Source organism: Luteimonas sp. TWI382, assembly GCF_039674545.1.
GTDB lineage: Bacteria > Pseudomonadota > Gammaproteobacteria > Xanthomonadales > Xanthomonadaceae > Luteimonas.
On record NZ_JBDJNS010000032.1, the window covers coordinates 17,901 to 42,432 of the forward strand.

Annotated in this window: 20 protein-coding genes and 1 pseudogene; 11 read left to right on the forward strand and 10 right to left on the reverse strand. The window is 70.5% G+C overall.

Annotated elements, in window-relative coordinates:
• Nucleotides 1-21 precede the first annotated feature (21 nt).
• Both dprA and ABE505_RS15465 read right to left on the reverse strand, forming a co-directional pair.
• Nucleotides 22-1,158 (reverse strand): DNA-processing protein DprA, encoded by a 1,137-nt coding sequence (dprA, locus tag ABE505_RS15460; RefSeq protein ID WP_346441630.1) that lies wholly within the window; start codon nt 1,156-1,158, stop codon nt 22-24.
• 109 nt (nt 1,159-1,267) lie between these two features.
• The gene (locus ABE505_RS15465; protein WP_346441629.1) at nt 1,268-2,431 is read right to left on the reverse strand and encodes a LysM domain-containing protein; all 1,164 of its coding nucleotides are present in this window, start codon (nt 2,429-2,431) and stop codon (nt 1,268-1,270) included.
• A 131-nt stretch (nt 2,432-2,562) separates the two neighbouring features.
• On the opposite strand from ABE505_RS15465, the gene def reads away from it, so the two are divergent.
• The 5 genes from def to ABE505_RS15490 all read left to right on the forward strand — a co-directional run bounded on the left by def (nt 2,563) and on the right by ABE505_RS15490 (nt 7,681).
• Nucleotides 2,563-3,078: a peptide deformylase gene (gene def / locus ABE505_RS15470; RefSeq protein WP_346441628.1), complete on the forward strand. Its 516-nt coding sequence runs from the start codon at nt 2,563-2,565 to the stop codon at nt 3,076-3,078.
• A gap of 112 nt (nt 3,079-3,190) precedes the next feature.
• A complete protein-coding gene (gene fmt / locus ABE505_RS15475) occupies nt 3,191-4,135 on the forward strand; it encodes a methionyl-tRNA formyltransferase (RefSeq protein ID WP_346441627.1) in 945 nt (314 codons plus the stop codon).
• A gap of 1 nt (nt 4,136) precedes the next feature.
• Nucleotides 4,137-5,432: a 16S rRNA (cytosine(967)-C(5))-methyltransferase RsmB gene (gene rsmB, locus ABE505_RS15480; RefSeq protein WP_346441626.1), complete on the forward strand. Its 1,296-nt coding sequence runs from the start codon at nt 4,137-4,139 to the stop codon at nt 5,430-5,432.
• A 105-nt stretch (nt 5,433-5,537) separates the two neighbouring features.
• The gene (locus ABE505_RS15485) at nt 5,538-6,539 is read left to right on the forward strand and encodes a glycosyltransferase family 2 protein (protein WP_346441625.1); all 1,002 of its coding nucleotides are present in this window, start codon (nt 5,538-5,540) and stop codon (nt 6,537-6,539) included.
• The gene (locus tag ABE505_RS15490) at nt 6,530-7,681 is read left to right on the forward strand and encodes a glycosyltransferase (protein ID WP_346441624.1); all 1,152 of its coding nucleotides are present in this window, start codon (nt 6,530-6,532) and stop codon (nt 7,679-7,681) included. The genes ABE505_RS15485 and ABE505_RS15490 overlap by 10 nt, the downstream gene beginning before the upstream one ends.
• 71 nt (nt 7,682-7,752) lie before the next feature.
• On the opposite strand, the gene galE is transcribed toward ABE505_RS15490, so the two are convergent.
• The 7 genes and pseudogenes from galE to ABE505_RS15525 form a co-directional block, all read right to left on the reverse strand.
• Nucleotides 7,753-8,736 carry a UDP-glucose 4-epimerase GalE gene (gene galE / locus ABE505_RS15495; RefSeq protein WP_346441623.1) on the reverse strand — a complete coding sequence of 328 codons (984 nt, stop codon included), beginning with the start codon at nt 8,734-8,736 and terminating at the stop codon, nt 7,753-7,755.
• Nucleotides 8,737-8,939: 203 nt separating this feature from the next.
• The gene (locus tag ABE505_RS15500) at nt 8,940-10,073 is read right to left on the reverse strand and encodes a PepSY-associated TM helix domain-containing protein (protein ID WP_346441622.1); all 1,134 of its coding nucleotides are present in this window, start codon (nt 10,071-10,073) and stop codon (nt 8,940-8,942) included.
• A 4-nt stretch (nt 10,074-10,077) separates the two neighbouring features.
• A pseudogene (locus ABE505_RS15505) lies at nt 10,078-12,117 on the reverse strand (TonB-dependent receptor); the annotation flags it as partial.
• 174 nt (nt 12,118-12,291) lie between these two features.
• Nucleotides 12,292-13,839, reverse strand: coding sequence for a PH domain-containing protein (locus ABE505_RS15510; RefSeq protein ID WP_346441621.1), 1,548 nt, complete (start codon nt 13,837-13,839; stop codon nt 12,292-12,294).
• Nucleotides 13,826-14,392 carry a PH domain-containing protein gene (locus ABE505_RS15515; RefSeq protein WP_346441620.1) on the reverse strand — a complete coding sequence of 189 codons (567 nt, stop codon included), beginning with the start codon at nt 14,390-14,392 and terminating at the stop codon, nt 13,826-13,828. The genes ABE505_RS15510 and ABE505_RS15515 overlap by 14 nt, the downstream gene beginning before the upstream one ends.
• Nucleotides 14,389-15,315 carry a lauroyl acyltransferase gene (locus tag ABE505_RS15520; RefSeq protein WP_346441619.1) on the reverse strand — a complete coding sequence of 309 codons (927 nt, stop codon included), beginning with the start codon at nt 15,313-15,315 and terminating at the stop codon, nt 14,389-14,391. Before ABE505_RS15520 ends, ABE505_RS15515 begins: the two co-directional genes overlap by 4 nt.
• A 70-nt stretch (nt 15,316-15,385) precedes the next feature.
• On the reverse strand, nt 15,386-16,243 hold the full coding sequence (locus ABE505_RS15525) for an outer membrane protein assembly factor BamD (protein WP_346441618.1): 858 nt from the start codon (nt 16,241-16,243) through the stop codon (nt 15,386-15,388).
• Nucleotides 16,244-16,331: 88 nt separating this feature from the next.
• On the opposite strand from ABE505_RS15525, the gene rluD reads away from it, so the two are divergent.
• On the forward strand, nt 16,332-17,321 hold the full coding sequence (gene rluD, locus ABE505_RS15530) for a 23S rRNA pseudouridine(1911/1915/1917) synthase RluD (RefSeq protein ID WP_346441617.1): 990 nt from the start codon (nt 16,332-16,334) through the stop codon (nt 17,319-17,321).
• A complete protein-coding gene (gene pgeF / locus ABE505_RS15535; protein WP_346441616.1) occupies nt 17,318-18,106 on the forward strand; it encodes a peptidoglycan editing factor PgeF in 789 nt (262 codons plus the stop codon). Before rluD ends, pgeF begins: the two co-directional genes overlap by 4 nt.
• A 27-nt stretch (nt 18,107-18,133) precedes the next feature.
• On the opposite strand, the gene ABE505_RS15540 is transcribed toward pgeF, so the two are convergent.
• Nucleotides 18,134-20,578, reverse strand: coding sequence for a TonB-dependent receptor (locus tag ABE505_RS15540; RefSeq protein WP_346441615.1), 2,445 nt, complete (start codon nt 20,576-20,578; stop codon nt 18,134-18,136).
• Between the two features lie 239 nt (nt 20,579-20,817).
• Here ABE505_RS15540 and ABE505_RS15545 point away from each other — a divergent pair, with 239 nt between their 5' ends.
• The 4 genes from ABE505_RS15545 (at nt 20,818) to gloA (ending at nt 24,422) form a co-directional block, all read left to right on the forward strand.
• Entirely contained in the window at nt 20,818-21,297 is a 480-nt protein-coding gene (locus ABE505_RS15545) for a DUF3574 domain-containing protein (RefSeq protein ID WP_346441614.1), read from the forward strand.
• Nucleotides 21,298-21,552: 255 nt separating this feature from the next.
• Complete coding sequence (locus tag ABE505_RS15550; protein ID WP_346441613.1) at nt 21,553-23,169, forward strand: hypothetical protein; 1,617 nt, start codon at nt 21,553-21,555, stop codon at nt 23,167-23,169.
• Between the two features lie 53 nt (nt 23,170-23,222).
• The gene (locus tag ABE505_RS15555) at nt 23,223-23,777 is read left to right on the forward strand and encodes a DUF4166 domain-containing protein (protein ID WP_346441612.1); all 555 of its coding nucleotides are present in this window, start codon (nt 23,223-23,225) and stop codon (nt 23,775-23,777) included.
• Between the two features lie 111 nt (nt 23,778-23,888).
• Nucleotides 23,889-24,422 carry a lactoylglutathione lyase gene (gloA, locus tag ABE505_RS15560; RefSeq protein WP_346441611.1) on the forward strand — a complete coding sequence of 178 codons (534 nt, stop codon included), beginning with the start codon at nt 23,889-23,891 and terminating at the stop codon, nt 24,420-24,422.
• The last annotated feature ends 110 nt before the right edge of the window (nt 24,423-24,532 follow it).

Consider the following 24,532-nt stretch of genomic DNA (forward strand, 5'->3'; position numbering starts at 1 on the left):
GCGCCCCAAGAGGCGCGTCATTCAGGACTTTCGGCAATAGCGACCGTGCGCGACGTCGAGGCGTCCATCCAGCTCCATGGCCAGGAGCATGGCCGACGCACGTGCGACCGTCAATCCGGTGCGGGCGATCAGTTCATCCATACCGCTTGGGTCGTGGCTCAGGGCCTGCCACAAGCGGTTGTAGTCGGGGTCTGAGGACGGAACGGCGGGCGCCGGGGCCGCCGCCTCGTCTTCGATGGGGGCGGCCAGGCGCCCGCGCAAGGCATCGGCGAGGTCGGCGGCGACCGGGCCGAGCGCGGCGCTCACCTCGTCCGGCGATTCGACCAGCATCGCCCCGTCGCGCAGCAGGCGATGACAGCCGCGGGCCTTGGGGTTGCGAATCGAACCGGGGATCGCGAACACCTCGCGACCGGCCTCGCCGGCCAGGCGTGCGGTGATCAAGGCGCCCGAGCGGTAGGCTGCTTCGACGACCAGGGTGCCGAGCGCAAGGCTGGCGACGATGCGGTTGCGGCTGGGGAACTGTGCGCGGCGCGCGGGCGTGCCGGGCGGGTACTCGCTGACTACCGCGCCTTCGACCGCGATCCGCGCGTGCAGGCCGGCATTGCAACGCGGGTAGGGTTGGTCGATGCCGCTGCCGAGCACCGCCACCGTGACGCCGCCCGCCTGGAGCGCGGCCAGGTGGGCGGCGGCGTCGATGCCGCCGGCCAGGCCGCTGAACACCGCCAGCCCCTGCGCAGCGAACCGCCGGGCGAATGCGGCGGCGGTGTCCAGCCCGGCCGCGGTCGGCGCGCGACTGCCGACCACGGCGACCCCCGGATGCCAAAGCAGGGTGGGATCGCCATCGACGAACAGCGCCAAGGGTGGGCCGGGCGCGCGCCGCAGCAGCGCCGGGTAGTCGGGCGCGTGCCAGCCCACGAGGTGGCGCCTCGGCGCGGACTGCAGCCAGGCGCGCGAGCGGCGCCAATCGGGATCGGGCGTGCGCAGTGCACGGCATTGCGCCGGGTCCAGGCCGGCTTCGCGCCAGGCGTCGGCGCCGGCGGCGAGTGCGGCTGCAGGCCCGCCGTGGCGGTCGAGCAGCTCGCGCCGCGGCGCCAGCGGGCCGCCGGCATGGATCAGCCGCAGCAGCGCGTCGGCATCGGTAGGGGCGGTGTCGGGCATGTGCCCAGGCTAGGCCGGCCTGGGCGCGCTGGCCGTCGGCGCATGCCCCGTGTGCGGGTCGGAAACGCCCGCGCGCGACGGTGCTGGGCGCATGACCCCGCAGCGCGGGTCAGTGGGTCGCGTCAGGGTGCTTGAGACGGTCGCCGATCTGGACTGGCTTGGTGCCTTCCATGACCAGCGCGTAGCTGACATGGTCGAACGTCCGGAACACCATCGCATGCGCGGCGTACTCGTCGGGCAGCCGGTCGCGGCGCGAGCCGCGGTCGGGCGCGGCGTCGATGCGCGAGGTGTTGGGATGGCGCACGCGGTCGACGATGTAATCGCCGCTGTTCCAGATCGAGAACACCGTGCCGTTGTCGATGCCCGACGCGCGGCCGGCCGAGATCGCGATCACGTCACGCGGGCCACCGGTGATGAGCGTGTCGGCGACCGCGAGCACCTGCACGTCGGCGGCGATCGTGTCGGCGGCCGGCGCGTGCGGGAAGAACTGCAGGTCGTAGGGCTGCGGGTCGACCGGCACCACGCGGTCGCCCGGGCGGGCCTCGAAGCCGCCGCCGTCGAGCGCGATCGTGGTGGCGTCGGTGTCCTCGGTGGGCCCCGAGACCACGGTGCCCACGCCCAGTTGGACCATCTCCACGCCCAGGAACGCATCCTGGCCGCGCAGGCGGGGCAGCGTCTGCCGCCACAGGTGGCTTTCGCCGGCGACGCGCTTGCCGCGGTAGTTGAGGTCGCGCGCGCGCCGGGCACCGTAGAACTCGGTCGCCGGTCGCTGCACCGCGTAGCGTTGGCCGGGCAGCGCGTTCTCCAGGCCCTTGACGTAGATGTCGCGGTCGATGCTGCCGCGCAGGCGGGTGCCTTCGCTGCCGAGCACGTAGGGCAGGTGGTCGAAGTTGAAGACGATGCTGCGGTTCTTCAGGAACGGCTCGATGTCCGACAGCGAGACCGCATCGATCGGCGCCTGCGCGGTCGTGCGCGGACCCGGGCGCACGGTTGCGGTGACCCGGTCCAGGTAGGCCAGACTGATCACGTCGCCCGGGTAGATCAGATGCGGGTTGGCGATCTGCGGGTTGGCCTGCCAGATCTCCGGCCATAGCCACGGACGGTCGAGGAAGCGGCCTGCGATGTCCCATAGCGTGTCGCCACGCACCACGACATAGGTGTCGGGATGATCGCCGCGCAGTTGCTGGGCCGTGGCATACGTGGTCACGGTCAGCAGCGCGACGGCACACACCGTGCGGAGCGTTCGGGAAAGGCGTTCGAGCGTGCCGGCCATCTACAGCTCCCCTTGGGTTTCTCCCCTTGCAGCGCCGCAATATAGCCTGAAACCGCGAAACGGAAGCAACTGCGCGCCGCGTTACAATGCCCGGCTTCCGCCTGCGCGCTGCCGCCTACGCCGTCCAATCCATGGCCCTGCTCCCGATCCTCGAATACCCCGACACCGGCCTGCGCAAGGTCGCAGCGCCCGTGCCCGCCGACCGTTTCGCCGACCCGGCGTTCCAGCGCCTGCTCGACGACATGTTCCAGACCATGTACGAGGCGCCGGGGATCGGGCTGGCCTCGACCCAGGTCGATACGTACGAGCGTTTCATGGTCATCGACGTCACCGAGACGCGCGACCAGCCGCTGGTGTTCGTCAATCCGACGATCCGCGACCGCTCGGCCGACCTGCGGGTGCATACCGAGGGCTGCCTGTCGATTCCGGGCGTGTTCGCCGACGTGACCCGCGCCGACGGCATCGTCGTGGAGGCCTTCGACCGCCACGGCAAGGCGTTCGAGCTGACCGTCGACGGCCTGTTGGCGACCTGTGTGCAGCACGAGATCGACCACCTCGACGGCAAGCTGTTCATCGACTATCTCTCGCCGCTCAAGCGCGATCGGGCGCTCAAGAAGCTCGAGAAGCTGCGCAAGGGCCGGGAGTAAGCAGGCGGGGGCGGGGATTCGCAGCGTCGAGCCCGTCATCCGTTTCTCCGAGCCCGCCGGGTTCGATTCCCGACTCCAGACTCCACGCTCCCCGGATCTCCATTCCCGTCCCATGAGAATCGTCTTCGCCGGCACCCCGGACTTCGCCGTGCCCTCGCTGCTCGCTGCCGATGCGCGGCGTGAGGTCGTGGCCGTCTACACCCAGCCCGATCGCCCGGCCGGGCGCGGGCGCGCGCTGACGGCCTCGCCAGTCAAGCAGACAGCGCTCGAGCGCGGGCTGGTTGTGCGTCAGCCCGAGCGGTTGCGCGGCGGCGAGGTGCTCGATGCGCTGCGGGCGCTTGAGCCCGACCTGATGGTCGTCGTCGCCTACGGCCTGCTGCTGCCGCAAGCGGTGCTCGACATTCCGCGCCTGGGATGCTGGAACGTCCATGCCTCGCTGTTGCCGCGCTGGCGGGGTGCCGCGCCGATCCAGCGCGCGATCCAGGCCGGCGACGCCCAGACCGGCGTGTGCCTGATGCAGATGGAGAAGGGGCTGGACACCGGGCCGGTGCTGCTGCGGCAATCGACGCCGATCGCGCCCGACGACACCGGCGGCCGCCTGCACGATCGCCTGGCCGAGCTCGGTGCGCAGGTGCTCGCCGACGGCCTGGGCCTGCTGCGTGCCGGCATCCGGCCGGTGCCCGAAGTGCAGGCCGAGGCCGGCGCGACCTACGCCCACAAGCTCGACAAGGCCGAGGCCCGGCTCGACTGGACGCGCCCGGCGCGCGCACTGGCCGACACCGTGCGTGCGTTCGACCCCTGGCCGATCGCCGAGGCCGAACTCGCCGGTGAGCGCGTGCGCGTGCATGCGGCGCAGGCGTTGCCGCTCGCCCACGACCGCGTACCGGGCACCTTGCTGGCAGCCGGCCGCGACGGGCTCGATATCGCTTGCGGCGACGGCGCGCTGCGCGTACTGCGGTTGCAGCGCGCCGGCGGCAAGGTCGTCGCTGCGGCCGACTATCTCAACGCCCGCCAGGACCTCAAGGCGCTGGTCGCCGCCCCGGCGGGCCAGGCCTGACATGGGCGCCCCCGGCGCCACGGTCCGCGTGCAGGCCGCACAGGTGCTCGATGCGGTCGCGCACCGCGGCACCTCGCTCAAGGCCGCGTTGGCCACGGCGCTGCCGACGCTCGCCGATCCGCGCGACCGCGCATTGCTCGAGGCGATCTGCTTCGGCGCGCTGCGCGGCGCCGCCCGCTACGATCGTGCGCTCGCGGCGTGGATCCCGCGTCCGCTGCCGCGTCGCGACGCGTCGCTGCGTGCGTTGCTGCATGTCGGCTTCGCCCAGCTCGACCCGCTCGGCTTGCCGGCGCATGCCGCGCTGTCGGCGACCGTCGAGGCTGCGCGCGCGATGGGCCGCAGCCACCAGGCCGGGCTCGTCAATGCGCTGCTGCGCCGCGCCCAGCGCGACGGCCTGCCACCGCCGGCGCCCGGCGATGGCTGGCCGGCCTGGCTGCTGGCCCAGGTGCGCGAGGACTGGCCGGATGCCTGGGAAGCGATCCTCGAGGCCAGCGCGTCGCAGGCACCGACCTGGCTGCGGGTCAACCGTCGGCGCAGCACGCCCGCGGCCTGCATCGCCGCGCTGGCCGAGGCGGGCGTCGAGGCGGTCGCGTCTCCAGGGCTGCCGGATGCGCTGCGGGTGGATGCGCCGTTCGCGGTGGCCGCATTGCCCGGCTTCACCGACGGTCTGTTCTCGGTCCAGGACGGCTCGGCCCAGCAGGTCGCCGCCGCGCTGGCACCGGCCGCGGGCGCGCGCGTGCTCGACGCCTGCGCCGCGCCCGGTGGCAAGAGTGCGCACCTGCTCGAGCGCGATCCGGCCCTGCGGCTGACCGCGCTCGATGTCGCCGCGCCGCGCGTGGCGCGGATCGCCGCGACCTTCGCCCGGCTCGGCGTGGGCGAGCAGGCCACGCTGCGCGCGGTCGACGCGCTCGAGGTGGGGCGTTGGTGGGACGGCACGCCATTCGATGCGGTGCTGCTCGATGCGCCGTGCTCGGCGACCGGCGTCGTGCGTCGCCAGCCCGATGTGCTGCTGCACCGGCGCGCGTCCGATCTGGAAGCCTTGGTCGCGCTGCAGGCGCGTCTGCTCGACGCATTGGCGCCGACGGTCGCGCCCGGCGGCGTACTGCTGTACGCGACCTGTTCGATCCTGCGGCGCGAGAACGCCGCGCAGGTCGAGGCGTTCCTGGCCCGACATCCCGACTTCGCGGTGCAGCCGCTGGACGCGGGCTTCGGCCGCGATACCGGTGCAGGTCACCAGCGCCTACCCGGTGAGGACGGTATGGACGGCTTCTTCTATGCGCGGCTTAAGAGGCGCTAATCTGCGCTGATCGAATCTAAGCGTAGGCACGGTGCGGCGGCGGAGATATCGTCAATGCGACCGAGCCAATTTTGATCTGACACGTTCTCTCGCCGGACACTGCGCATGTCGAATCGCCCTTGGTTGAGCGTCCTCGTACCGTTCTACAACGTCGAGGCCTACCTTCGGGAGAGTATCGAGTCGGTACTCGCTCAGGATCCTGATGCCATCGGCGGTATCGAGGTCATCCTGTGCGACGACGCATCGCCCGACGGGTGTGCGGCAATTGCGGCCGAACTGGCGGCGCGCTATCCCACGCGGGTTGCGGTAGTGACGCACGAGCGCAATCGCGGCCTTTCGGCGGCGCGCAACACATTGCTGGCGCATGCGCGTGGCCGCTATGTGTGGCTCCTGGATTCGGATGACGTGATCCTGCCTGGGAGCCTGCACTCCCTGCGGTTGGCGGTCGACACGTCGCCGGACCTGGTGTTGTGCGATTACAGGCTACTGCGACAAAATTTCGGGCTACGTCACCGGTTGCGTGGCGAGTTGCATCGCAGTGCATTTTCCGGTCCGTCGCGCGGATCGTCCGGCGTCGATCGGGATACGCTCGTGACCGGCATTTTGGAAAGCAGGCAGTTACATGTATGGTCGAAGATCGCCCGACGCGAGGTCTGGCAGCGTGTGCACTTTCCGGAAGGGCGGACCTTCGAAGACATGGCGGTGCTGGGACAACTGATTGCGGGGGTCCGGACCTGGACGCACGTGGCCCAGCCCTGGATCGGTTACCGGCAGCGTGGCGGAAGCATCATGGCCACGATGGAGGCGCGAAAGACTCGTGATCTGCTCGCTTCGTTGTGCGAGCTGCATGCCGACCTGACGAGCCTGCCGGGCGGGCTTGGGCATGAAGCCGAGTTGGCCATCGATTACTTCAATCTCCGTACGTTCTCATCGCTGGCACGTAAGGTGCCGAAGGAGGACCGCGTGCTGGAGCAGGATTGTAAGCAGGCACTACGCCGTCTGTTTCCCAAAGGACCAGGTCATGCCTTGGCGGTTTGCCGGCTACGCGGATGGTGGCTGCGCGCGGCGCGTGCCCAGCACAGCTTGGTGTCGCGCGGATGGATGTGACGACGGTAGCCGCTCCCGTGCGAGTCCTTCATTTCGTCACCGGCGGCTTCTCGGGCGGGGCAACTCAGGTCGCCATCCAACTGGTGAACGCAGCCCGCGTAGAGGATCAGGTGGTCCCGCTGTTGGTGTTGCGTCGCAAGCGACGTACCGACCCGGCGCGGATCGCGGAGTTGCAAGCGGCAGGATTGCCGCTCGAGGTCGTGCCCGGCTGGTCACATGCCGCGACCATCTGGGCGTTGGTGGCGGTTTGTAAGCGGTTCCGTCCCGACGTGCTGGTCGCCCATGGGTTCAGCGAGCATCTGTGGGGTCGCTATGCCGGCCTGCTCGCGCGCGTGCCGCACCTGGTTCATGTTGAACACAACACCCGCGAGCGCTACAGCGCCTGGCGGCGCGCGCAGACTCGCTGGCTGGCGCAGCGCACGTCGCGAATCGTGGGTTGCTCGGAAGGCGTGCGTCAGGTGCTGCTGGAGATGGGCATGCCGCCCGAGCGCACCATCGCCATCGAGAACGGCATTTCACTGGCGCCGTTTCGCGATGCGCCGACGCATCCGATCACAGACCGGGTGCCCGGAATCGTCATGGTCTCGCGGCTGTCCAAGCAGAAGGACCACGCCACGCTTCTGCGTGCAGTCGCGCTGTTGCGCGAACGAGGGCTGCAGCCCCCCGTGCTGCTCGCCGGCGCCGGCAAGCCGCGCTACCGCCAATTGTTGCAAGGACTGGCCGGCGAGTTGGAACTCGATGGCCAAGTCCGCTTTCTCGGTCTGTGTCGCAACGTTCCCGAACTTTTGCTGGGTCATCGCATTGCGGTGCTGAGCACGCATTACGAAGGCATGCCGCTGGCGTTGATCGAGGGCATGGCGGCCGGATGCGCGGTGGTTGGCAGCGCGGTCCCGGGCGTGCGCGAGGTCATCGATGACGGACATGATGGTGTGCTCGTCGCGCACGCCGATCCCGTTGCGCTGGCCGACGCGCTCGAGCGCCTGTTGCGCGACGATGCCTGGGCCGGTCGCCTTGGAGCGGCGGGACGAGCGCGGGCATTCGAGGCGTACGGTCGCGAGCGGATGAACGCGCGCTACCAGGCTCTTTTCATCGCGTTGGCTGCCAGTGACACCGTGCAGACGACGCAAGACAGCGGCGGATAAGCCGTTCCGATCATCGGCATGCAGGACCGGGTAGCGGGATGATATGCGCGATCCGCGGCCACGGCGCGTTGTCAGGTTGCAAAGCCTGGACCATTATGCCAGCGGCATGCGGTGGCCACGATGTCTTCGAGTCGGGTGTAGTCGGGTTGCCAGCCCAGCTCGCGATGGGCCAGTGCGCTGGCCGCCACGAGCACCGCCGGATCGCCTGGACGTCGTGCGACGATGTCGATCGGCACCGGGCGGCCACCGACCCGCTCGACCGCCGCTACGACCTCGCGCACTGAAAAGCCCTGGCCATTGCCAAGATTAAACGCGTGCGCGCCAGCGTGCGCATCCATGTAGTCCAGCGCTTGCCAGTGGGCCTTGGCCAGATCGTCGACGTGAATGTAGTCACGCACACAGGTTCCATCGGGCGTGGGCCAGTCGTCGCCAAAGATGCGCAGGCGGCCGCTGCCACGCGCGGCAGCGATCGCGTTCGGAATGAGGTGGGTCTCGGGCGAGTGGGCCTCACCGATCAAGCCGTCGGGGCTGGCGCCTGCGGCGTTGAAGTAGCGCAGCGCGACCGATCGCAGTCCATGGGCTTGGGCGATGTCGCGCAGGATGCGCTCGACCATCAGCTTGCTGGCACCGTACGGATTGATCGGCATGGTCGGGTGTGACTCGTCGATACGGTCGCGGATGGGTTCGCCGAATACAGCCGCCGTCGACGAGAACACCAGGCGTCCAACGCCGTGGCGGCGCATGGCACGCAGGAGGTTGAGAGTGCCCACGACATTGTTGTCGTAGTAGTCGAGCGGCTGACGTACCGAATCTCCTACCAACGAGCTCGCGCAAAAGTGCATGACGGCGTCGAACGGCCCGCTCTTGAACACTGCATCGAGGCCTGCGGGGTCGAGCAGGTCGGCCTCGATCAACCGGCCTCCGCCATGACGTGCCGCCTCGCGATGCCCAGTGGAAAGATTGTCGAGTATCGTGACCGGGATGCGGCGCGCGTGGAGCCATTTGGCCATATGGCTGCCGATGTAGCCGGCGCCGCCGCAGATCAGGATGGACATGAAGACACTCGGCAGAAAGGCGCCCGGACGTGCCGGGGCGATCGGAAGGATGATACGACGCAGCGATACGACAGCGGGACAATAGGTCTGTCAGGCGGCGAGCGCAGCGGTGAGCATCGCCAGCCACAGCGCCAGCAACGCCAGCCACGCCCACCGCCAGCGTCCCATCCCGCGCCAGGCGGTCCGCCAGGGGCCGGGCGGCGTCACGCCGGCCTCCGGCGCTGCGCAGCGCGCAGGGCGTCGGCCACACGCAGGCCGTAGAGGTAGACACCGGTTGCGCACAGCGCGGTCAGCATCGCGCCGAACACGCACCACAGCCAGCGCACTCGCCAGCCGCCGAAGGTGCCAAAGTGCAGGGGATCGGCCAGTTCGGCGATGCGCTGGTGCAGGCCCATGTCGCGGCCGTCGCGCAGGCCGGCGACCGTGCCGTCGCGCAGATCGAAGCCGATCGCGTTCGCGCGGTCGCGGACCAGCCAGGCCTGCGCCTGGCCGTCGACCAGCAGCGATGCAGACGAGACCTCGTGCACGCCGCGGATCTGCAACTGCGGCCAGCGCCGCGCCGCGTCGGCGATCGCGTGGTCGATCGCTGCCGGATCGGCGGGCGCCGCGGCGGGGACCTCGGGCAGCGCGATCTTCGCCGCAGGTCCGGCATCGCCGCCGAGCGATTCGACCAGGTACCAGGCTCCGGTCAGCCCGATCAGTGCGATGAACCACAGGCTCCAGACACCGGCAAGACGATGCACATCGCCCCACAGCCGGCGCGGCCGGTCGCCGCGCGGCCAGGTCCCGAACCCGCGCCACCAGCGCTTGTAGATGACCAGGCTCGTGGCCAGCGAGAGCAGCAGTGGCAGCGACAGCGCCGCCACCAGCGGCACACCGATCTTCAACGGCAGCATCAGATGGCGATGGGTATTGCGCAGGATTCGCTGGGCATTGAACCAGGGCGTGTCGCCGGTCACCCGGCCGGTGGCCGGGTCGACCCAGACGAAGCGGCGCTCGCCATCGGGCAGGCGCATCACCGCGCGGGCAGCGAAGCGCGACGCGTGCGGCGCGGCCAGCGATTCGAGTGTCCACGCCGGATAGCTGCGCTGCACCGCGGCCACCAGCGTCCCCCAGCTCGCGTGCTGCGTGGACGGGGCGACCCGCGCCTCGGGGAAGATCAGCCAGTCGATTTCCTGCGATACCGTCGCCAAGGTGCCGGTCAGGCACACGAAGCCCATCAGCAGCGACAGCTTGAGTCCGACCCAGCTGTGCAGGTCGAACCACAGCCGTCGGCCGCTGGCCTTCTTCGTTGCGGCGGGCGGGCGCTGGCGGTGGGCGGGCGCGTCGGCGGGCATCGGCTCAGAACGTGTATGCGGCCTGCAGGTACAGCCGTCGCGGCTCGCCGGGGAAATGCCCGGTGCGTTCGGTGAAGCCGCTGGCCGCATAGACCTTGTCGAAGAGGTTCTTGACGTTGGCCTGGAACTTCCAGCGCTGCCAGTGCGTCTGCCAGCTCAGGTCGAAGACGGTATAGGGTTTGACCCGCTGGCCGTCCATGCTCAGGCGTTCGCCGGTGTGGTCCAGGCCGAAGCCGACCGCAGAGGCCAGTGCCGGCAGGTCGTACCGGGTCCAGAGCCCCAGCTTGTTGCGCGGCGCGTTGGCGAAGCGGTCCCCGGAAGCGTTGGTGATGCCGTTGCTGCCGGCGTCGATCACCCGCGCGTCGTTGTAGGCGTAGGCGATGTTGAGCACCCAATGCGCGGTCAAGTCGGCGAGCAGGTCGACCTCAACGCCTTCGCTGCGCACCAGGCCCAGCGGTGCGAGTTGGTTGACGCCATCGACCACGCCCCCCGTGGCCTGCACGATATTGCTGCGCTCGATGCGGTAGAGCGCGGTGCCGAGCGTCAGGCGGCCGTCGGCGAGCGCGGTCTTGAGGCCGGCCTCCCATTGGCGGCTGCGCTCGGCATCAAACGGGCCGCCGGCCGCCGGGTCCTGGTTGGACGTGGCCTGCGGAAGGAAGCCGCTGGCGACATTGGCATAGGCGTTGATGCCTTCGCGCAGCGTCACCGTGCTGCCCAGACGCCAGCTCAGGTCGCTCCCCTTGATCCGGCTGCTGCCGATGCGGTTCTCGTCCTCGAAGCCGTCCCAGCGCAGCCCGGCGAGCACCTGCCAGCGCGGTGTGATCGCGATCTCGTCCTGGACGTAGCCGCCGTAACGCAGCCCGCGCGTGCGGGTGTTGCGCCAGGGCAGGGCGTCGAGGCCGTAGTCGAGGTACGAACTGCGTCCGTACCTGGGCGCGCGCAGGTCGATGCCCGGCACCGGGCCGGCACCGCGATGCAGGTCGGCGCTGTTGGCGGTCTGGGCGGCGAAGTCGGCATCCAGGCGGTAACCGTCCGCCCCGAACAGCAGCGTGTGGCCGAGCGTGCCGGTCGAAAAGCGCCAGACCGCGTTGCCGGCCAAGGTGAGTCCGGTGTTGTCGCGCCATTGGTTGCGCAACTGCCGGGTCATCCATTCGGCGCGGCCGTCGCCGTCGCGGTCGATCAGTCCCATCGGCTCGTGGTAGATCTGGTGCTCGCTGTTCTCGAACCAGCGCGCCGCCAGGTCCACGTCCCAGTCCGCCGACGGCGAGGCGCGGTACTGCACCAGCGCTACCCGCGCGTCCATGTCCAGGAAGTCCGTGGCCTCGTTGTGGTTCCAGCGGCGATCGGTCAGGAAAACACCATCGTCGTCGACTGGCACGCCACGCAGGCGGTTGCCGCCCAGGTTCTGCTCGATGTCGGTCACCTGCAGCGTCAGTTCGCCGGTGTTGCCGATGTCGAAGGCGAGCGACGCGTCGCCGATCCGGCTCTCGCTGTCGGCGTTCCAGCGCACGCCCTCGTCACCGTCGGCGTGCACGCCGACCCGGTAGCGCACACGGTCGGACAGCGGGCCGGTCGCCTCGAGCGAACCGGCAGCGAAGGCGGCATTGCCGGCCGCCAGTTCGACCCGGCGCAATGCGCGGCGTTGCGGCTTGCGGGTCACGTAATTGATGATGCCGCCGGGCTCGCCGCCGCCGTAGAGCGCGCCGGCCGGTCCCTTGAGCACTTCCAGCCGCTCGATGTTGAACAACTGCGGTACCGAGAAGCCCGCGTAGGGGTCGCCACGCAGCCCGTCGTAGAGCACGTTCTCCTGGCGGAAGCCGCGCAAGGTGACGCCGGCGTAGCTGAAGAAACTCACCCCGCTGATGCTGCGGTACAGGTCGGTGACCTCGTAGGCCGCCTGGTCGTCGATCAGCTCGCGCGGCAACACCTGGACAGAGACCGGGACCTGCGACAGCGGCGTGCCGGTGCGGGTCGCGACCGCAGCGTCGTCGCTGCGATAGAGCGCTTGTGCGCGGCCGACGACGCGCACCGCGTCGAGATCGGTGGCCTGCGGCGGCTCGGCCGCAACGGCGATGGACGGCGCGGTCAGGGCGGCGATCAGCCACTTGGCCAATGGGCGGAGCGAGGAGGATGAAAGCATGGGGCGCCTGAGGTGGCAGGATGCAGTCGCCCATTATAAATGACATTCATTCTCATTTAAACGACCTGCAACAACGCGCTACCAGCGCAGCGGTCGCCGGGCGATCTCGCGCGACAGCGCCGCATGCAGGCGTTCGGCCTCGGCAAGCGGCACGAAGCGCACCCGCAGCTGCGGTGCCAGGGGCTGCGCGCCGGCGGTGTCGAGCCACAGCGAGGCCATGCCGGTCCACCGGTCCAGTGGCGACTGACGCAGCTCCACCGCCTGCAGCTTGCCGATCTCGGCAAAGCGCCAGTGCCGACGCCACCACCCCTCGCGTACGGCGACCATCGCGGTATCGATCGCGTAGCCGGCGCGGGCCGCATGTCGATGCGCGACGAACGCCGACCACGGCAGCCACAGCAGGCCGAGCAGGCCCCAGCGGCCGAAGAACCAGCCCAGTACCCCGCACAGCACGGTGGTCGGCAGCCACGCGCCGAGCGCCAGCCGCAGCCAGGCCCGGCGATGCAGCGGCCGCCAGTGCGTCGGCGGCCAACTGGCGAGCGCCGCAACATCGCGGACGATCGCGTCGCAGGCCGCGGCCGTCGCGATCGGCGCCAGCGCATCGAGCACGCGGCCGTCCTGCTGCCCCTGGCCATCGCTGCCGCGCGCACTGGCGGTGTCGATCTCCAGCGTGCGCCGCGCGAACAATCGATGCAGCACGCCTTCGCGCAGCGTCCAGGCCTGGATGCGTCGGCGCGGTACCGAACTGCGCGACCGGCTCAGCAGCCCGCGCTCGACGGTCAGGCGCCGTCCCTGCCGCTGCAGCCGGAAGCCGTGGTAGCGCACCAGCGCCAGCGCCACCGAGAACGCGCGGATCGCCAGCAGCGCCAGTGCCACTGCGCCGGCCAGCACCAGGGTCTTCGCCATCCAGGTTGCGGCGAAGGTGTTGGCGTAGCCGAAGGCCTCGCGCCCGCCCTCAAAGAGCCAGCGGCCGGCGGTGCGGTCGGGCAGCGCCTGGAACGCGAGCGCCAGCGCACCGGCGACGACGATCATGCCGCGATTGGAGATCAACCCGAGCTTGACGACCTCGGCCGTCGACAGCGCGAGCAGCGTGTCGCCGGGCGCAGCCATCGACGCCGGCTGCGGCGCGCCCGGATCGCTCCGGCCACGGTCGCGGATCAGTTGCTCCAGCGCCAGCGCGTCGGGCAGGCGCAGCACCCGCATCTGCGCCTCGGGTCGGGTGCCGCCGGCCGACTCGAGCCGGACCTCGGCCACGCCGACCAGGCGATGCAGCAGCGACTGGTGGATCGCGACGTTGTGGATGCGCGAATAGGGGATCTGGCGCACGCTGCGCTCGAGCAGCCCGCTACGCACGACCAAGCGATCATCGGCAATGCGGTAGCGGAACGTCAGGTACTGCCACACCGACACCGCGACCAGCGCGCCGATGCCGATCAGCGGCAGCCACGCCGGGCCGTCGTCGGCGCGCCGGCCGGCGACCAGCAGCACGATCAGCGGCACGATGAACTGGCGCAGGTTCTGCAACAGCACGAACAGCCATGAGGCCGGATGCAGCCGGCGCTCGGCATCGTCGGGCCTCGCCGCAGGGGGAAGCGGCGGCAGCGGCGGCGGCTCAGGCGTCGTCATGGTCGTCGTCACGCGCCGCGCGTGCGGCCAGCGCATCGCGCAACCGCTCGGCCTGGGCGTGCGCCAGACCCGACAGCGCTACCGCGCTGTTGCGGGTGCCGGCCGTGTGCACGGTCAGCGTCGACAGGCCGAACGCGCGTTCCAGTGGGCCGCGCCGGATGTCCAGATGCTGCACGCGGTTGCCCGGCACGCGCACGTCGCTGCGCCACAGGTGCCCGCGGCGGATGCCCAGGCCGTCGTCGTCGAGCCGCCAGCGCGTGCGCAGCCAGCGCCGCCGTGCGATCCACACCGTCCATGCCGGCAACAGCACCAGCGCGCCAGCGTGTGCCGCCAGCGAGAGCGGCGAGCGTCCGAACGTGAGCAGTCCCGGCACCAGCAGGGCCGCCAGCGGCAGCAGCGTGCCGATCAGCGCGGTGATCGTCGATAGCGTGCGTGCGGCGACCGGCAGCGGCTGCCAGACGCCAACGTCGACCGGGGGGGCGGCCTCTGCGACGGATGTCGGCGGCGACGGCGCGGCCGCTGCGTCGTCGCGGCCCTCGGTCGGCAGGGTCATCGGCGGCGCTCCAGGTCGAGATAGGGGTTGTCGTCGTGCGAACCCGACGGCCGCGCCTTGTAGCGCTTGTAGGTCCACTGGTACTGCGCCGGGTCGCGTCGGGCGATGTGCTCGACGCCGGCGTTGAGCGCAGCGGTGGCGCGCGGCACGTCGGCATCGGCGATACCCTCGGGCGCCGGTTCGATGCGCAGTGCGAACCCGGGGCCATCGCCGAGGCGCTCGCAGTAGGCGTAGAGCACGGTCGCGCCGGTGCGTTCGGCCAGCCGCGGCACCAGCGTCATCGTCAGCGCCGGCAGACCGAAGAACGGTACGAACTCGCCGTCGCCGGCCTTGGGCTGCTGATCGGGCAGGATCCCGGCCACGCCGCCGTCGCGCAGCGTCTTCCACAACTGGCGCACCGCCGGACCCTCGGCGCGCACCTGGGTCACGCGGGTAGCGTCGCCGGCGCGCGCACGCACCAGCCGCAGGAAGGCTTCGCCGACTGCCGATTCGGGGGCGCGGTAGAGGATCGAGATCGGCGTGCGCGCGGCCAGCCACTGGTTGAGCAGCTCCCAGTTGCCGTAGTGCGGCGCGACGACGATCAGGCCCCGGCCCGAGGCGAGCGCGGCATCGAACAACCCGACGCCGTGCTGCTCGCGGATCATGCGCAGGTTGCGCGCCGGATGTCGTGTCCACAGCCGTAGTGTCTCGAGCGTCTGCAGCGCGGTGGTGCGCAGCACCGCATGCCAAAGTGCCTTGCGCTCATCGGGCGAGAGCTCGGGATAGGCGAGTTCGAGGTTGCGCAGCGCGACGCGGCTTTCGCGGATCGCGAACGTGCGGCCGAGGACTGCAGAAGCTGCAGCGATCACGCGCTGCACGATGTGCGGCAGCAGACCGACCAGCGTGGCGAGCAGGTACAGCAGGCGGGCGAGGAAGACGGGCATCCGGGGAGTTTAAGCGCCTGGGCCCGACCCGAACGAAGAACGCCGCCCTGGGGGGGGCGGCGTGGTGTCGTCAGTCGCGGTCGCTGTCGATCGCAGTGCGCTCGGTCGCGAACGGGTTGAGGCGACGGATGCGCCAGGGCTCGTTCGGCCAGGAGCCGGTCAGATACGGGTGATCGGGTTCGTTGCGCTCCAGCACACGGCGCGCGTCGGCCGAGAGGGTGTCGTTGCCGAGCCGGTCGTAGGCGAGCGCGAGCACGGCGATGGCGTCGTTCTGGTACTCGCTCTGCGGATAGGTCTCCAGCAGATAGGTCGCCCGCTCGGTCGCGGCGACGTACGCGCCGCGGCGCAGGTAGTACAGCGAGGTCTCGATCTCGTGGCGCGCGAACAGATTGCGCAGCGCGACCATGCGCTGGCGCGCGTCGGCGGCGTAGCGGCTGTTGGGGAAGCGCTCGGTGACAGTGTTGAAGTCGGCGTAGGCCTGGTTGGGCGAGGCCAGGTCGCGGCGGCTGCTGTCCAGGCTCCACACACGCTGCAGGAACACCGTGTCGCGGTTGGAGTTCACCAGCCCGCGCAGGTAGTACAGGTAGGCGATGTTGCGGTGCGTGGGATACGTGCGGATGAAGCGGTCGATGCTGGAGATCGCTTCCTCGTTGTTACCCATCTTGTACTGCGCGTAGGCGATCTCGATCAGCGCCTGCTCGGTGTGCGGCCCGTAGGGGTACTGCGCGACCAGGCGGCGGAACGTCGTCGCCGCGTTGCTCCAGTTGCCCATGCGCATCGACGCGTGGCCCTTGTCGTAGAGCTCGGTGACCGGCACGCCCTCGTTCTCGTCGTCCTTGGTCTTGCCGCGGGAACAGCCGGTGGCGACCAGCACGGCCAGCAGCAGGCACACCAGGGCGCGGGTCGTCAATGCAAGGCGTGGGGTCATGGAGGCAATGGGCGGTCGGGGCACGAAGCGCGGATAATACCAGTCCGGGCCCCGTGCCCGTCGCCCACGCCTGAATCCGAGCCGTCCAATGCAGCCAGCCCCCAGCGACCTTCCCGACCAGCGCACCGCCAAGGTGCCCGATGCCGCCGCGGGACGCCGATTCGACGCGGTCCTGGCCGAACTGTTCCCGCAGTTTTCGCGCTCCCGCCTCACCGCCTGGATCAAGGCCGGCGATGTCCTGCTCGACGGCGCCGTGCCGCGCCCGCGCGACCCGGTCGTCGGCGGCGAGACCGTCCGCCTGAACGTCGTCCTCGACGTCCAGACCGAGGCGCTGCCGCAGGACATCCCCTTGTCGGTGCTGTACGAGGACGACCAGGTGTTCGTGATCGACAAGCCCGCCGGCCTGGTCGTGCATCCGGGCGCCGGCAACCCCGATGGCACGCTGGTCAACGCGTTGCTGTTCCGCGACCCGTCGCTGACCGCGCTGCCGCGCGCGGGCATCGTCCACCGGCTGGACAAGGACACCTCGGGGGTCATGGTCGTCGCGCGCACGCTCGAGGCGCATAACGCGCTGGTCGAGCAGCTCTCGGCGCGCGACGTGCACCGCCAGTACCTGGCGGTCGTGGTCGGCGCGCTGGTCTCGGGCGGTACGGCCGATGCGCCGATCGACCGGCACCCGCGCGATCGCCTGCGCATGGCCGTGCGCGAGGATGGCCGTGAGGCGGTCACTCACTATCGCCTGCGCGAGCGGTTCCGCGCGCACACCGCGCTCGAGTGCCGGCTCGAGACCGGCCGCACCCACCAGATCCGCGTGCATATGGCGCATCTGCGCCATCCGATCCTCGGCGACCCGCTGTACGGCGGTGCGCTGAAGCTGCCCAAGGGCGCGTCGGAGGAGACCGCGTCGATGCTGCGCGGCTTCCGCCGTCAGGCGCTGCATGCCGAGACGCTGGCGTTCCGCCATCCCACGACCGGCGAGGCCGTGCGCTGCAGCGCACCGCTGCCGGCCGACATGCAGGCCCTGCTCAAGGCGTTGCGTGCCGATGCCGCAGCGCACGGCGACCTGGCGCGCCGATGAGCGCCTGGCTGCCCGCCGATTGGCCCGCGCCGCCGGGCGTGCGCGCCGGGACCACGCTGCGCCATGGCGCCGGCGCGTCACCGCCGCCGTTCGACCAGTTCAATCTGGGCAACCGCTATTCGCCCGACGGCGACGACCCGGCGGTCGTCGACCGCAACCGCGCCGCGCTGGTGCGGCTGCTCGCGCTGCCGTCGCCGCCGCACTGGCTGCGGCAGGTGCATGGCACCACAGTGCTGCGTTTCGACGCGCCGGGCGCGGGCGCTGCCTCGCCCGACGCCGAGCCTGAAGCCGATGCGGCGGTGACCTCGGTGCCCGGCACCGTGCTGGCGATCCTGACCGCCGACTGCCTGCCGGTGGTGTTCGCCGCCGACGATGGCCGCGAGGTCGCCGCCGCGCACGCGGGTTGGCGCGGCCTGGCGGCCGGGGTGCTCGAGCGCACGCTCGGCGCGATGCGCACGCCGCCCGACCGCGTGCGCGCCTGGCTGGGGCCGGCGGCGGGGCCGCAGGCCTATGAAGTCGGGGCCGAGGTGTACGACGCCTTCGTGGGGCCGGACGCGGGCACGGCGGCGGCCTTCGTCGCCACCCGGCCTGGACACTGGCGGGTCGACCTGTTCGCGCTGGCGCGCCGCCGGCTGATCGCTGCCGGCCTGCGGCCCGGCGCGCTGCACGGGGGCGGACGCTGCACGATCTCCGAACCGTCCGCGTTCTTCTCGCACCGGCGAGACGGCCGTAGCGGCCGGATCGCGACGCTGGCCTGGATCGATGGGCCGCCGCCCGCGGCGTGACGCACGCTCAGCAACGGCGCGGTCGGGTCAGAACGTGTAGCGCACGCGGGTGTACCAATAGGCGCCGTTGCTGCCGATGGGCGAGAGCACGTCGTAGGGCAGGTTGCCGAAGTAGAAGATGTCCTCGTTCGACAGGTCCGGGTACTCGTCGGTGATGTTCTGGCCGCCCAGCGCAAGCGTCCAGCGCTGGGCCAGGCGCAGTTCGACCTCGGCGTCGAGCTGCCATTGCGCGCCGTAGACCTGCTCGGGCTCATGGCCGCCGCCGAAGTTGAACACCCGTTTGGCGCTGCCGTGGCGCTGAACGCGCGCGAGCAGGTTCCAGCGGTCGTCGCGCCAGGTCGCGGTGAACTGGCCGCGGGTGCGCGGCGCGGCGTCGGTCAGCGTGTTGCGCTCCTCGACGCCGAACAGCACGTAGTCCGGGTCCAGCGCGGCGAGTTGCTGCGGCGTGGCGACGATGTTGCGCAGCTCGGTCTTGGCGTAGCTCCAGGCCCCGGTCAGGTGCAGTTGGCCGCCGGCGAGCGCGTCGCGCCAATTGGCGACCAGCTCGGCACCGCGGGTCCGGGTGTCGGCGGCGTTGACGAAGAACTGCGCGCTCTGGATCCGCGCGACATCGAAGTTGGCATCGACGAACGCGGTCAACGCATCGCCGGTGATCGCTTCCGACAGCGCGATGCGGTCGTCGATCTCGATCTGGAACAGGTCCAGGGCCATGTCGAAGCGCCGGCCGATGCGGCTGGTGAAGCCCAGACTGGCGTTGATCGACGTCTCCGGCGACAGGTCGGTCGCGCCCAGTGCGCGCGCGATCGGGTTGTTCACCGACAGCAGCCGGCCCTGCACGATCTGGCCAGCGGCGTTGTAGCCGGTGCTGGTGGACTCGTAGCCGGTCTGCGCCAGCGCCGGCGCGCGGACGTTGTTCGACAGCGCGCCGCGCAGCGCGAACGCCGGCGCGAACTCGTAGCGCGCGGCCAGCCGCCCGGTCAGTTCGCCGCCGAAGTCGTCGTAGTTCTCGTAGCGCACCGCGACATCGGTCGCCAGGCGCTCGCCGAAGCTGCTGGCCAGGCTGGCGTAGAGGCTGGCGACGTCGCGGTCGAGGTCGGCCTCGTCCTGCGGCGTCAGCCCGCCGCCGGCCTGCGAGCCGGCCGGCCGGTCGGCGTACGGGCCGACCGCATAGCTCGCCGGGTCGCCGGCGCCGGTCTCGTAGCGCTCGGTGCGCAGTTCCAGGCCCGCGGCGACGGTGTGGTAGTCGGTGAACGTCTCGAAGCCGCGGCTGAGGTCGAGGTTGAGCAGGCGCTGCGAGAACGCGTAGTCGCCAGTGCGGAAGCGCGTCGGGCTGCCGGGCCCGAGCGAAGCGTTGATCGAGTCGCGCAGGCGGTACGTGAACTCGTTGCGGCCGTGATTGAGGCTGGCGTCGACCTGCCACTCGCCCCACTGGCCGCGCACGCCCGCGACCGCGCCGATATCGAGATTTTCGCCGATCGAGACCGGCCGGAAGCCGTCGGGATAGACCTGCGGCCAGTTCGCCTTGCCGTCGGGGTAGCGGTAGTAGTTCGCGCCTTCGGTATCGCGCTGGTGGTAGGTGCCGAAGCCATACAGCGTCGCCGTCTCGCCGATCGGCACTTCGGTGTTGAACCAGCCGTTGAGATCCTGCGACGCGCCATCGCCCAGGTGGTAGTTGCGCCGGCCCTGCACCGTGAGGTTGGCCTCCGTCTGGTCCCACGGCGGCACCTGGTCGAAGCCCGCGCGGTTGGTGGCCTCGCGGTTGCGGGCCTCCAGGCCCACGCGCAGGAAGCCCTCGTCGCCGAGCGCGGTGCCGACCTTGGCGCTGACAAAACTGGTCTGGCCGTCGGTGAGCGTGCGCCCGATCGGCGCCAGGTCGGTGTGGTGCAGGCCATAGCTGGCCTCGAACGCACCGCCATCTGCCGCGTCGTCGAGAATCACGTTGACCACGCCTGCGACCGCGTCCGACCCGTACTGCGCGCCGGCGCCGTCGCGCAGGACCTCGATGCGCGCGATCGCTGAAACCGGGATCGCGTTGAAGTCCACCGGTGTGGCGCCGCGACCGATCTTCGAGCCGGTGCTCACCAGTGCCGAGGTGTGCCTGCGCTTGCCGTTGATCAGCACCAGCACCTGATCGGGCGAAAGGCCGCGCAGTTGCGCGGCGCGCACGTGATCGGCGCCGCCGGAGTTGGACTGGCGCGGAAAGTTGAACGACGGCAGCAGTGTCTGCAGCGCGCTGCCCAACTCGCCGCCGGCCACGCCCGCCCGGCGCAGGTCCTGCGCGTCGAGCACGTCGATCGGCGAGGTCGATTCGAGCACGGTGCGGTCGGCGGCGCGGGTGCCGGTGACGATCACCGCGTCGAGCCGCGTGGCGCCATCGGCGTCGGCCGTCTGCGCGGCGGCCGGCGCGCAGATCACACACGCGATCGCCAGGGCCAGCGGGGCGGGGGGACGACGGACGGACGGACGACGCATGCGGACTCCTGGCGCGGGGCGGGTAAGGGGTGGCTCCGGAACCGTCGCGGGCGGGGAGAGGGACGCGCGCGAGGCCCGGCGCCGATGGCCGTGCGTGAAGCGACGGCCAGGGCCGCATTAGGCCCGTCGTACGATCCATGCGTCCATCTGCATAAAGCGATACAGTGTTGCGGCGCCGCAACAATTGCGGACGCGCCAGTGCCTAGGATGGCGCTCTTCCTTCGTCGATGCCGATCGCCATGCCGTCTGAGTTGCGCACCACCGTTCCGTTGCTCGTCGCGTTGTCGCTGGTTGCCTGCGCGAGCGCGCCCGTGCCTGCCGGCGCGCCAAGGCAGGGCGTGACTGCCGCCTATCAGGGCGATGCGACGCGCCCCGCGGAGGGCCGCGGCTGGCTGCGCACCGAACTGTATTTCGCCACCGGGCGGTGGGAGGCCGACGCCGATGAGACGGCCGCCGCCGAGCGGCGCTGGCTGGATTTCCTCGATCGCGAGGTCTCGCCCCGGTTCCCGGCCGGTCTGAGCGTCGTCGACGTCTACGGCCAGTGGCTGCCGCCGGGCAGCAACACGCCCAGCCGGCTGCGCTCCAAGGAGCTGGTGGTCCTGCATGCCGATACCCCGGAAGCCGCGGCGTCGATCGAGGCGATCCGGTTGGCGTGGAAGCGCGAGACCGGACACTTGTCGGTGCTGCGCTCGCAGTTGCATGCCGACGTGTCGTTCTGACCCCATCTCCTCCGTCCCCAGATCCCACCATGTCGCTCGAGCGCATCTGTCATCCGCGCCGCTCCATCCTTCAACGATTCGCGCCGGCACTCGCCGGCGCGATGCGAAGTGCTGAAGACCGTCCCGCCCGATGGCTCGCGGCGCGCCGAGGTGGGCAATCGGCGGGAGGCGCGGCGCCGTCGCGTGTGACGCCTGGTGCTGTCACGTCCGGCCTTCGCAGAAACGCCGGGATCGATGCCCAATACCGGAATCCGTATGGCTTCTTCCCCGCGCACGCCCCCTGACGCCCGGCCCCGCTGGTTCGTCCCCGGCGACATCAACGGCTTCTTCGGCCTCGTCGTCGATAACCTCTCGATTCTGGGGTTCATCGCCGCGGCGCTGGTCGGGATTTTCGGGGTGCCGGCCGACATCGTGTTCGGACGCATGTTCCCGGGCACCGCGTTCGGCGTGCTGGTCGGCAACCTGATGTACACGGCGATGGCGCGGCGTCTGGCGCAACGTAGCGGCCGCGATGATGTCACCGCGATGCCACTCGGCCTCGACGCGCCGACCAGCATTGGCATGGCGCTGCTGGTGCTCGGTCCTGCGTTTCTCGCGTTCCGCCAGCAGGGCATGGACGCCGAGGCCGCCGGCATCGCGACCTGGCAGCTCGGCATGGCGTCGCTGGTCGTCATGGGCGTACTGAAATGCTTGCTGTCGTTTGCCGGCGACTGGATCACCCGGGTCGTGCCGCGCGCAGCGCTGCTGGGCTCGATCGGCGGTGCGGCGTTGATGTTGCTCGGCTTCCTGCCACTGATCGAGACCCTGCGCTCGCCCGTCGCGGGCTTTGCGACACTGGGGCTGCTGCTGTACGTGCTCGTCGCCCGCGGACCGGTGCCGTTCCGCCTGCCGGGTGTGCCGTTCGCGCTGCTGGTCGGGCTGGTGCTGTACTACGGGCTCGGGCTGTCGGGCCTGTCGCCGGGGTTCGCCGTGCCCGACGTCACCTGGCCTGCACCCGCCTGGCCGTGGCCGAACCTGGGCTTCGTCACCGGACTGCCGACCACACTGCCGTACCTGTCGCTGCTGCTGCCGTTCGGCCTGCTGATGGTGGTCGGCGGGATCAACGTCAGCGAAAGTGCGCGCGCGGCCGGCGATGACTACCGCACGCGCGATGTCTTGCTGGTGGAGGCGGTGTCCACGCTGGTCGCCGGCGTCTGTGGTGGGGTCGCGCAGACCACGCCCTATATCGGCCAGCCTGCTTACAAGCACATGGGGGCACGCAGCGGTTACACGCTGCTGACCGGACTGTTCATCGGCCTGGGCGGCGTGCTCGGGCTGGTCTCGGGGTTGGTGCAGTGGCTGCCGGTGGCGGTGCTGGCACCGATCATCGTGTTCGTCGGCATCGACATCACCGTGCAGGCGTTTCACAGCACGAGGCGCGAGCACGCGATCGCAGTGTCGCTGGCTTTCCTGCCGGCCATCGCCTACCTGCTCAACATCAAGTTCGGCAATCCGGCGTGGATCGATCCCGAACGCATGGCTGCGCTGTACGCGCAGCTCGATGCCGGCCACGGACTGCCGGAGATGGCGACCATCGTCGTGCTCGGCAACGGCTTCATCATCACCGCGATGCTGTGGGCGACGACCCTGGTCGCGCTGGTCGATTGGCGCCCGGCCACTGCCGTGGCGACACTGCTGCTGGCCGCGGTTGCGACCCTGTTCGGGGTGATCCATTCGGTGCACCCGGCCGGTGCGCTGGTCCTGCCTTGGCAGCTGGAGGGGCTGCGCCAGGCGATCGCATTCCAGTTCGCGGCCGCGTATGCGGCCCTGGCGGTGGCGTTCGGTCTGCTCGGCCTGCAGCGACGACCGCCCGCGGCGGTCGATCCGGGCTGATCGCCGGGCGCGCAAGCGCTATTCTGCGCGCCCGATCCGTTCCAGGCCGCGCGATGGTGCCGACGCTGTTCCAGACCCTGCTCGGCGCCGCGTTCTTCCGGATGCCCGGTGCGCTGCGTACGCTGCATGGCGCGCGCGGGCATGCGCGGCATGTCGGCGCGATGACGATCGAGCGCAGTCGGGGGCGCCTGGCGCGACTGTGCGCGCGCCTGGCTGCCGTGCCGGGCGCTGCCACGGACGCGGCGCTGACCCTGGACTGCACGACCGGGCCACGCGGGGAGATCTGGCTGCGCGAACTGGACACCACGCCGCGACGAGGCCAGGCGCGTTGGCGGCTGTGGCATCGCGACGGCCAATTGCGGCTGCGCCGTGGCGCGCTGCACCTGCGCTGCGTGCTGCACCACCACGACGGGACGCTGTACTGGAACGTGGTCGGGGCGCGCGTGCTCGGCGTGCTGCCGCTGCCGGCGCGCCTGCTGGCGGACGTGCGCGGCAACGAGCGCGAGGACGACGGGCGCTGCGTGTTCGAGGTCGAAGCGGTGCTGCCATTGGTCGGCCCGGTCTTCCGCGCTCGCGGCTGGCTGCAACCGGAGACCGGCGAGGGGTGATGGCGGCGGGGGCGGGCGCATGGGGCCGCGACGCAGCGTTGCGCGTCATGCCCGCAGGCGAGTGGCCGATCACCGATAATGGCGCACCCGCCATTTCGGAAAAGCCGTGCCATGACCGCACAGACCCGTGCCGCACTCGCCCAGGTCCCCGGTGTCGCTGCCGAACGCGATCGCGCGACGCGCGAGTTCGTCTTCAACCACACGATGCTGCGGGTCAAGGATCCGGTCGCATCGCTGGACTTCTATACCCGCGTACTCGGCTTCACCCTCGCGCGCAAGGTGGATTTCCCCGACGCGAAGTTCTCGCTGTACTTCCTGGTGCTGATCGACGACGCCGAGGCCCTCCCCGACGACGACGAAGCGCGCCGTCAGTGGCTGGCGCAGCAGCGCGGCGTGCTCGAGTTGACGCACAACCACGGCACCGAACATCAGGACGGCCCGGTCTACCACGACGGCAATCGCGACCCGCGCGGTTTCGGCCATATCTGCGTCAGCGTGCCCGATATCCGCGCCGCCTGCGCGCGATTCGAGGCGCTGGAGGTCCCGTTCCAGAAGCGGCTGAGCGACGGCAGCATGCGCTCGATCGCCTTCATCAAGGACCCGGACGGCTACTGGGTCGAGATCATCCAGCCCGCCCCTCTTTGAACCAAGCCGGGCTCCCAAAACCGGGGTCAGAGTCGCTTTTCACGCGGCAACCCCAGGGGGGGGGGCACCCAACGCCGGAAAATCGAAAAAGTAACCCGGGTTTGCCCCGG

Coding starts and splice junctions, on each gene's coding strand:
- dprA (WP_346441630.1), bottom strand. CDS start 1,158: ATGCCCGACACCGCCCCTACCGATGCCGACGCGCTGCTGCGGCTGATC.
- ABE505_RS15465 (WP_346441629.1), bottom strand. CDS start 2,431: ATGGCCGGCACGCTCGAACGCCTTTCCCGAACGCTCCGCACGGTGTGT.
- def (WP_346441628.1), top strand. CDS start 2,563: ATGGCCCTGCTCCCGATCCTCGAATACCCCGACACCGGCCTGCGCAAG.
- fmt (WP_346441627.1), top strand. CDS start 3,191: ATGAGAATCGTCTTCGCCGGCACCCCGGACTTCGCCGTGCCCTCGCTG.
- rsmB (WP_346441626.1), top strand. CDS start 4,137: ATGGGCGCCCCCGGCGCCACGGTCCGCGTGCAGGCCGCACAGGTGCTC.
- ABE505_RS15485 (WP_346441625.1), top strand. CDS start 5,538: ATGTCGAATCGCCCTTGGTTGAGCGTCCTCGTACCGTTCTACAACGTC.
- ABE505_RS15490 (WP_346441624.1), top strand. CDS start 6,530: ATGGATGTGACGACGGTAGCCGCTCCCGTGCGAGTCCTTCATTTCGTC.
- galE (WP_346441623.1), bottom strand. CDS start 8,736: ATGTCCATCCTGATCTGCGGCGGCGCCGGCTACATCGGCAGCCATATG.
- ABE505_RS15500 (WP_346441622.1), bottom strand. CDS start 10,073: ATGCCCGCCGACGCGCCCGCCCACCGCCAGCGCCCGCCCGCCGCAACG.
- ABE505_RS15510 (WP_346441621.1), bottom strand. CDS start 13,839: ATGACGACGCCTGAGCCGCCGCCGCTGCCGCCGCTTCCCCCTGCGGCG.
- ABE505_RS15515 (WP_346441620.1), bottom strand. CDS start 14,392: ATGACCCTGCCGACCGAGGGCCGCGACGACGCAGCGGCCGCGCCGTCG.
- ABE505_RS15520 (WP_346441619.1), bottom strand. CDS start 15,315: ATGCCCGTCTTCCTCGCCCGCCTGCTGTACCTGCTCGCCACGCTGGTC.
- ABE505_RS15525 (WP_346441618.1), bottom strand. CDS start 16,243: ATGACCCCACGCCTTGCATTGACGACCCGCGCCCTGGTGTGCCTGCTG.
- rluD (WP_346441617.1), top strand. CDS start 16,332: ATGCAGCCAGCCCCCAGCGACCTTCCCGACCAGCGCACCGCCAAGGTG.
- pgeF (WP_346441616.1), top strand. CDS start 17,318: ATGAGCGCCTGGCTGCCCGCCGATTGGCCCGCGCCGCCGGGCGTGCGC.
- ABE505_RS15540 (WP_346441615.1), bottom strand. CDS start 20,578: ATGCGTCGTCCGTCCGTCCGTCGTCCCCCCGCCCCGCTGGCCCTGGCG.
- ABE505_RS15545 (WP_346441614.1), top strand. CDS start 20,818: ATGCCGTCTGAGTTGCGCACCACCGTTCCGTTGCTCGTCGCGTTGTCG.
- ABE505_RS15550 (WP_346441613.1), top strand. CDS start 21,553: ATGGCTTCTTCCCCGCGCACGCCCCCTGACGCCCGGCCCCGCTGGTTC.
- ABE505_RS15555 (WP_346441612.1), top strand. CDS start 23,223: ATGGTGCCGACGCTGTTCCAGACCCTGCTCGGCGCCGCGTTCTTCCGG.
- gloA (WP_346441611.1), top strand. CDS start 23,889: ATGACCGCACAGACCCGTGCCGCACTCGCCCAGGTCCCCGGTGTCGCT.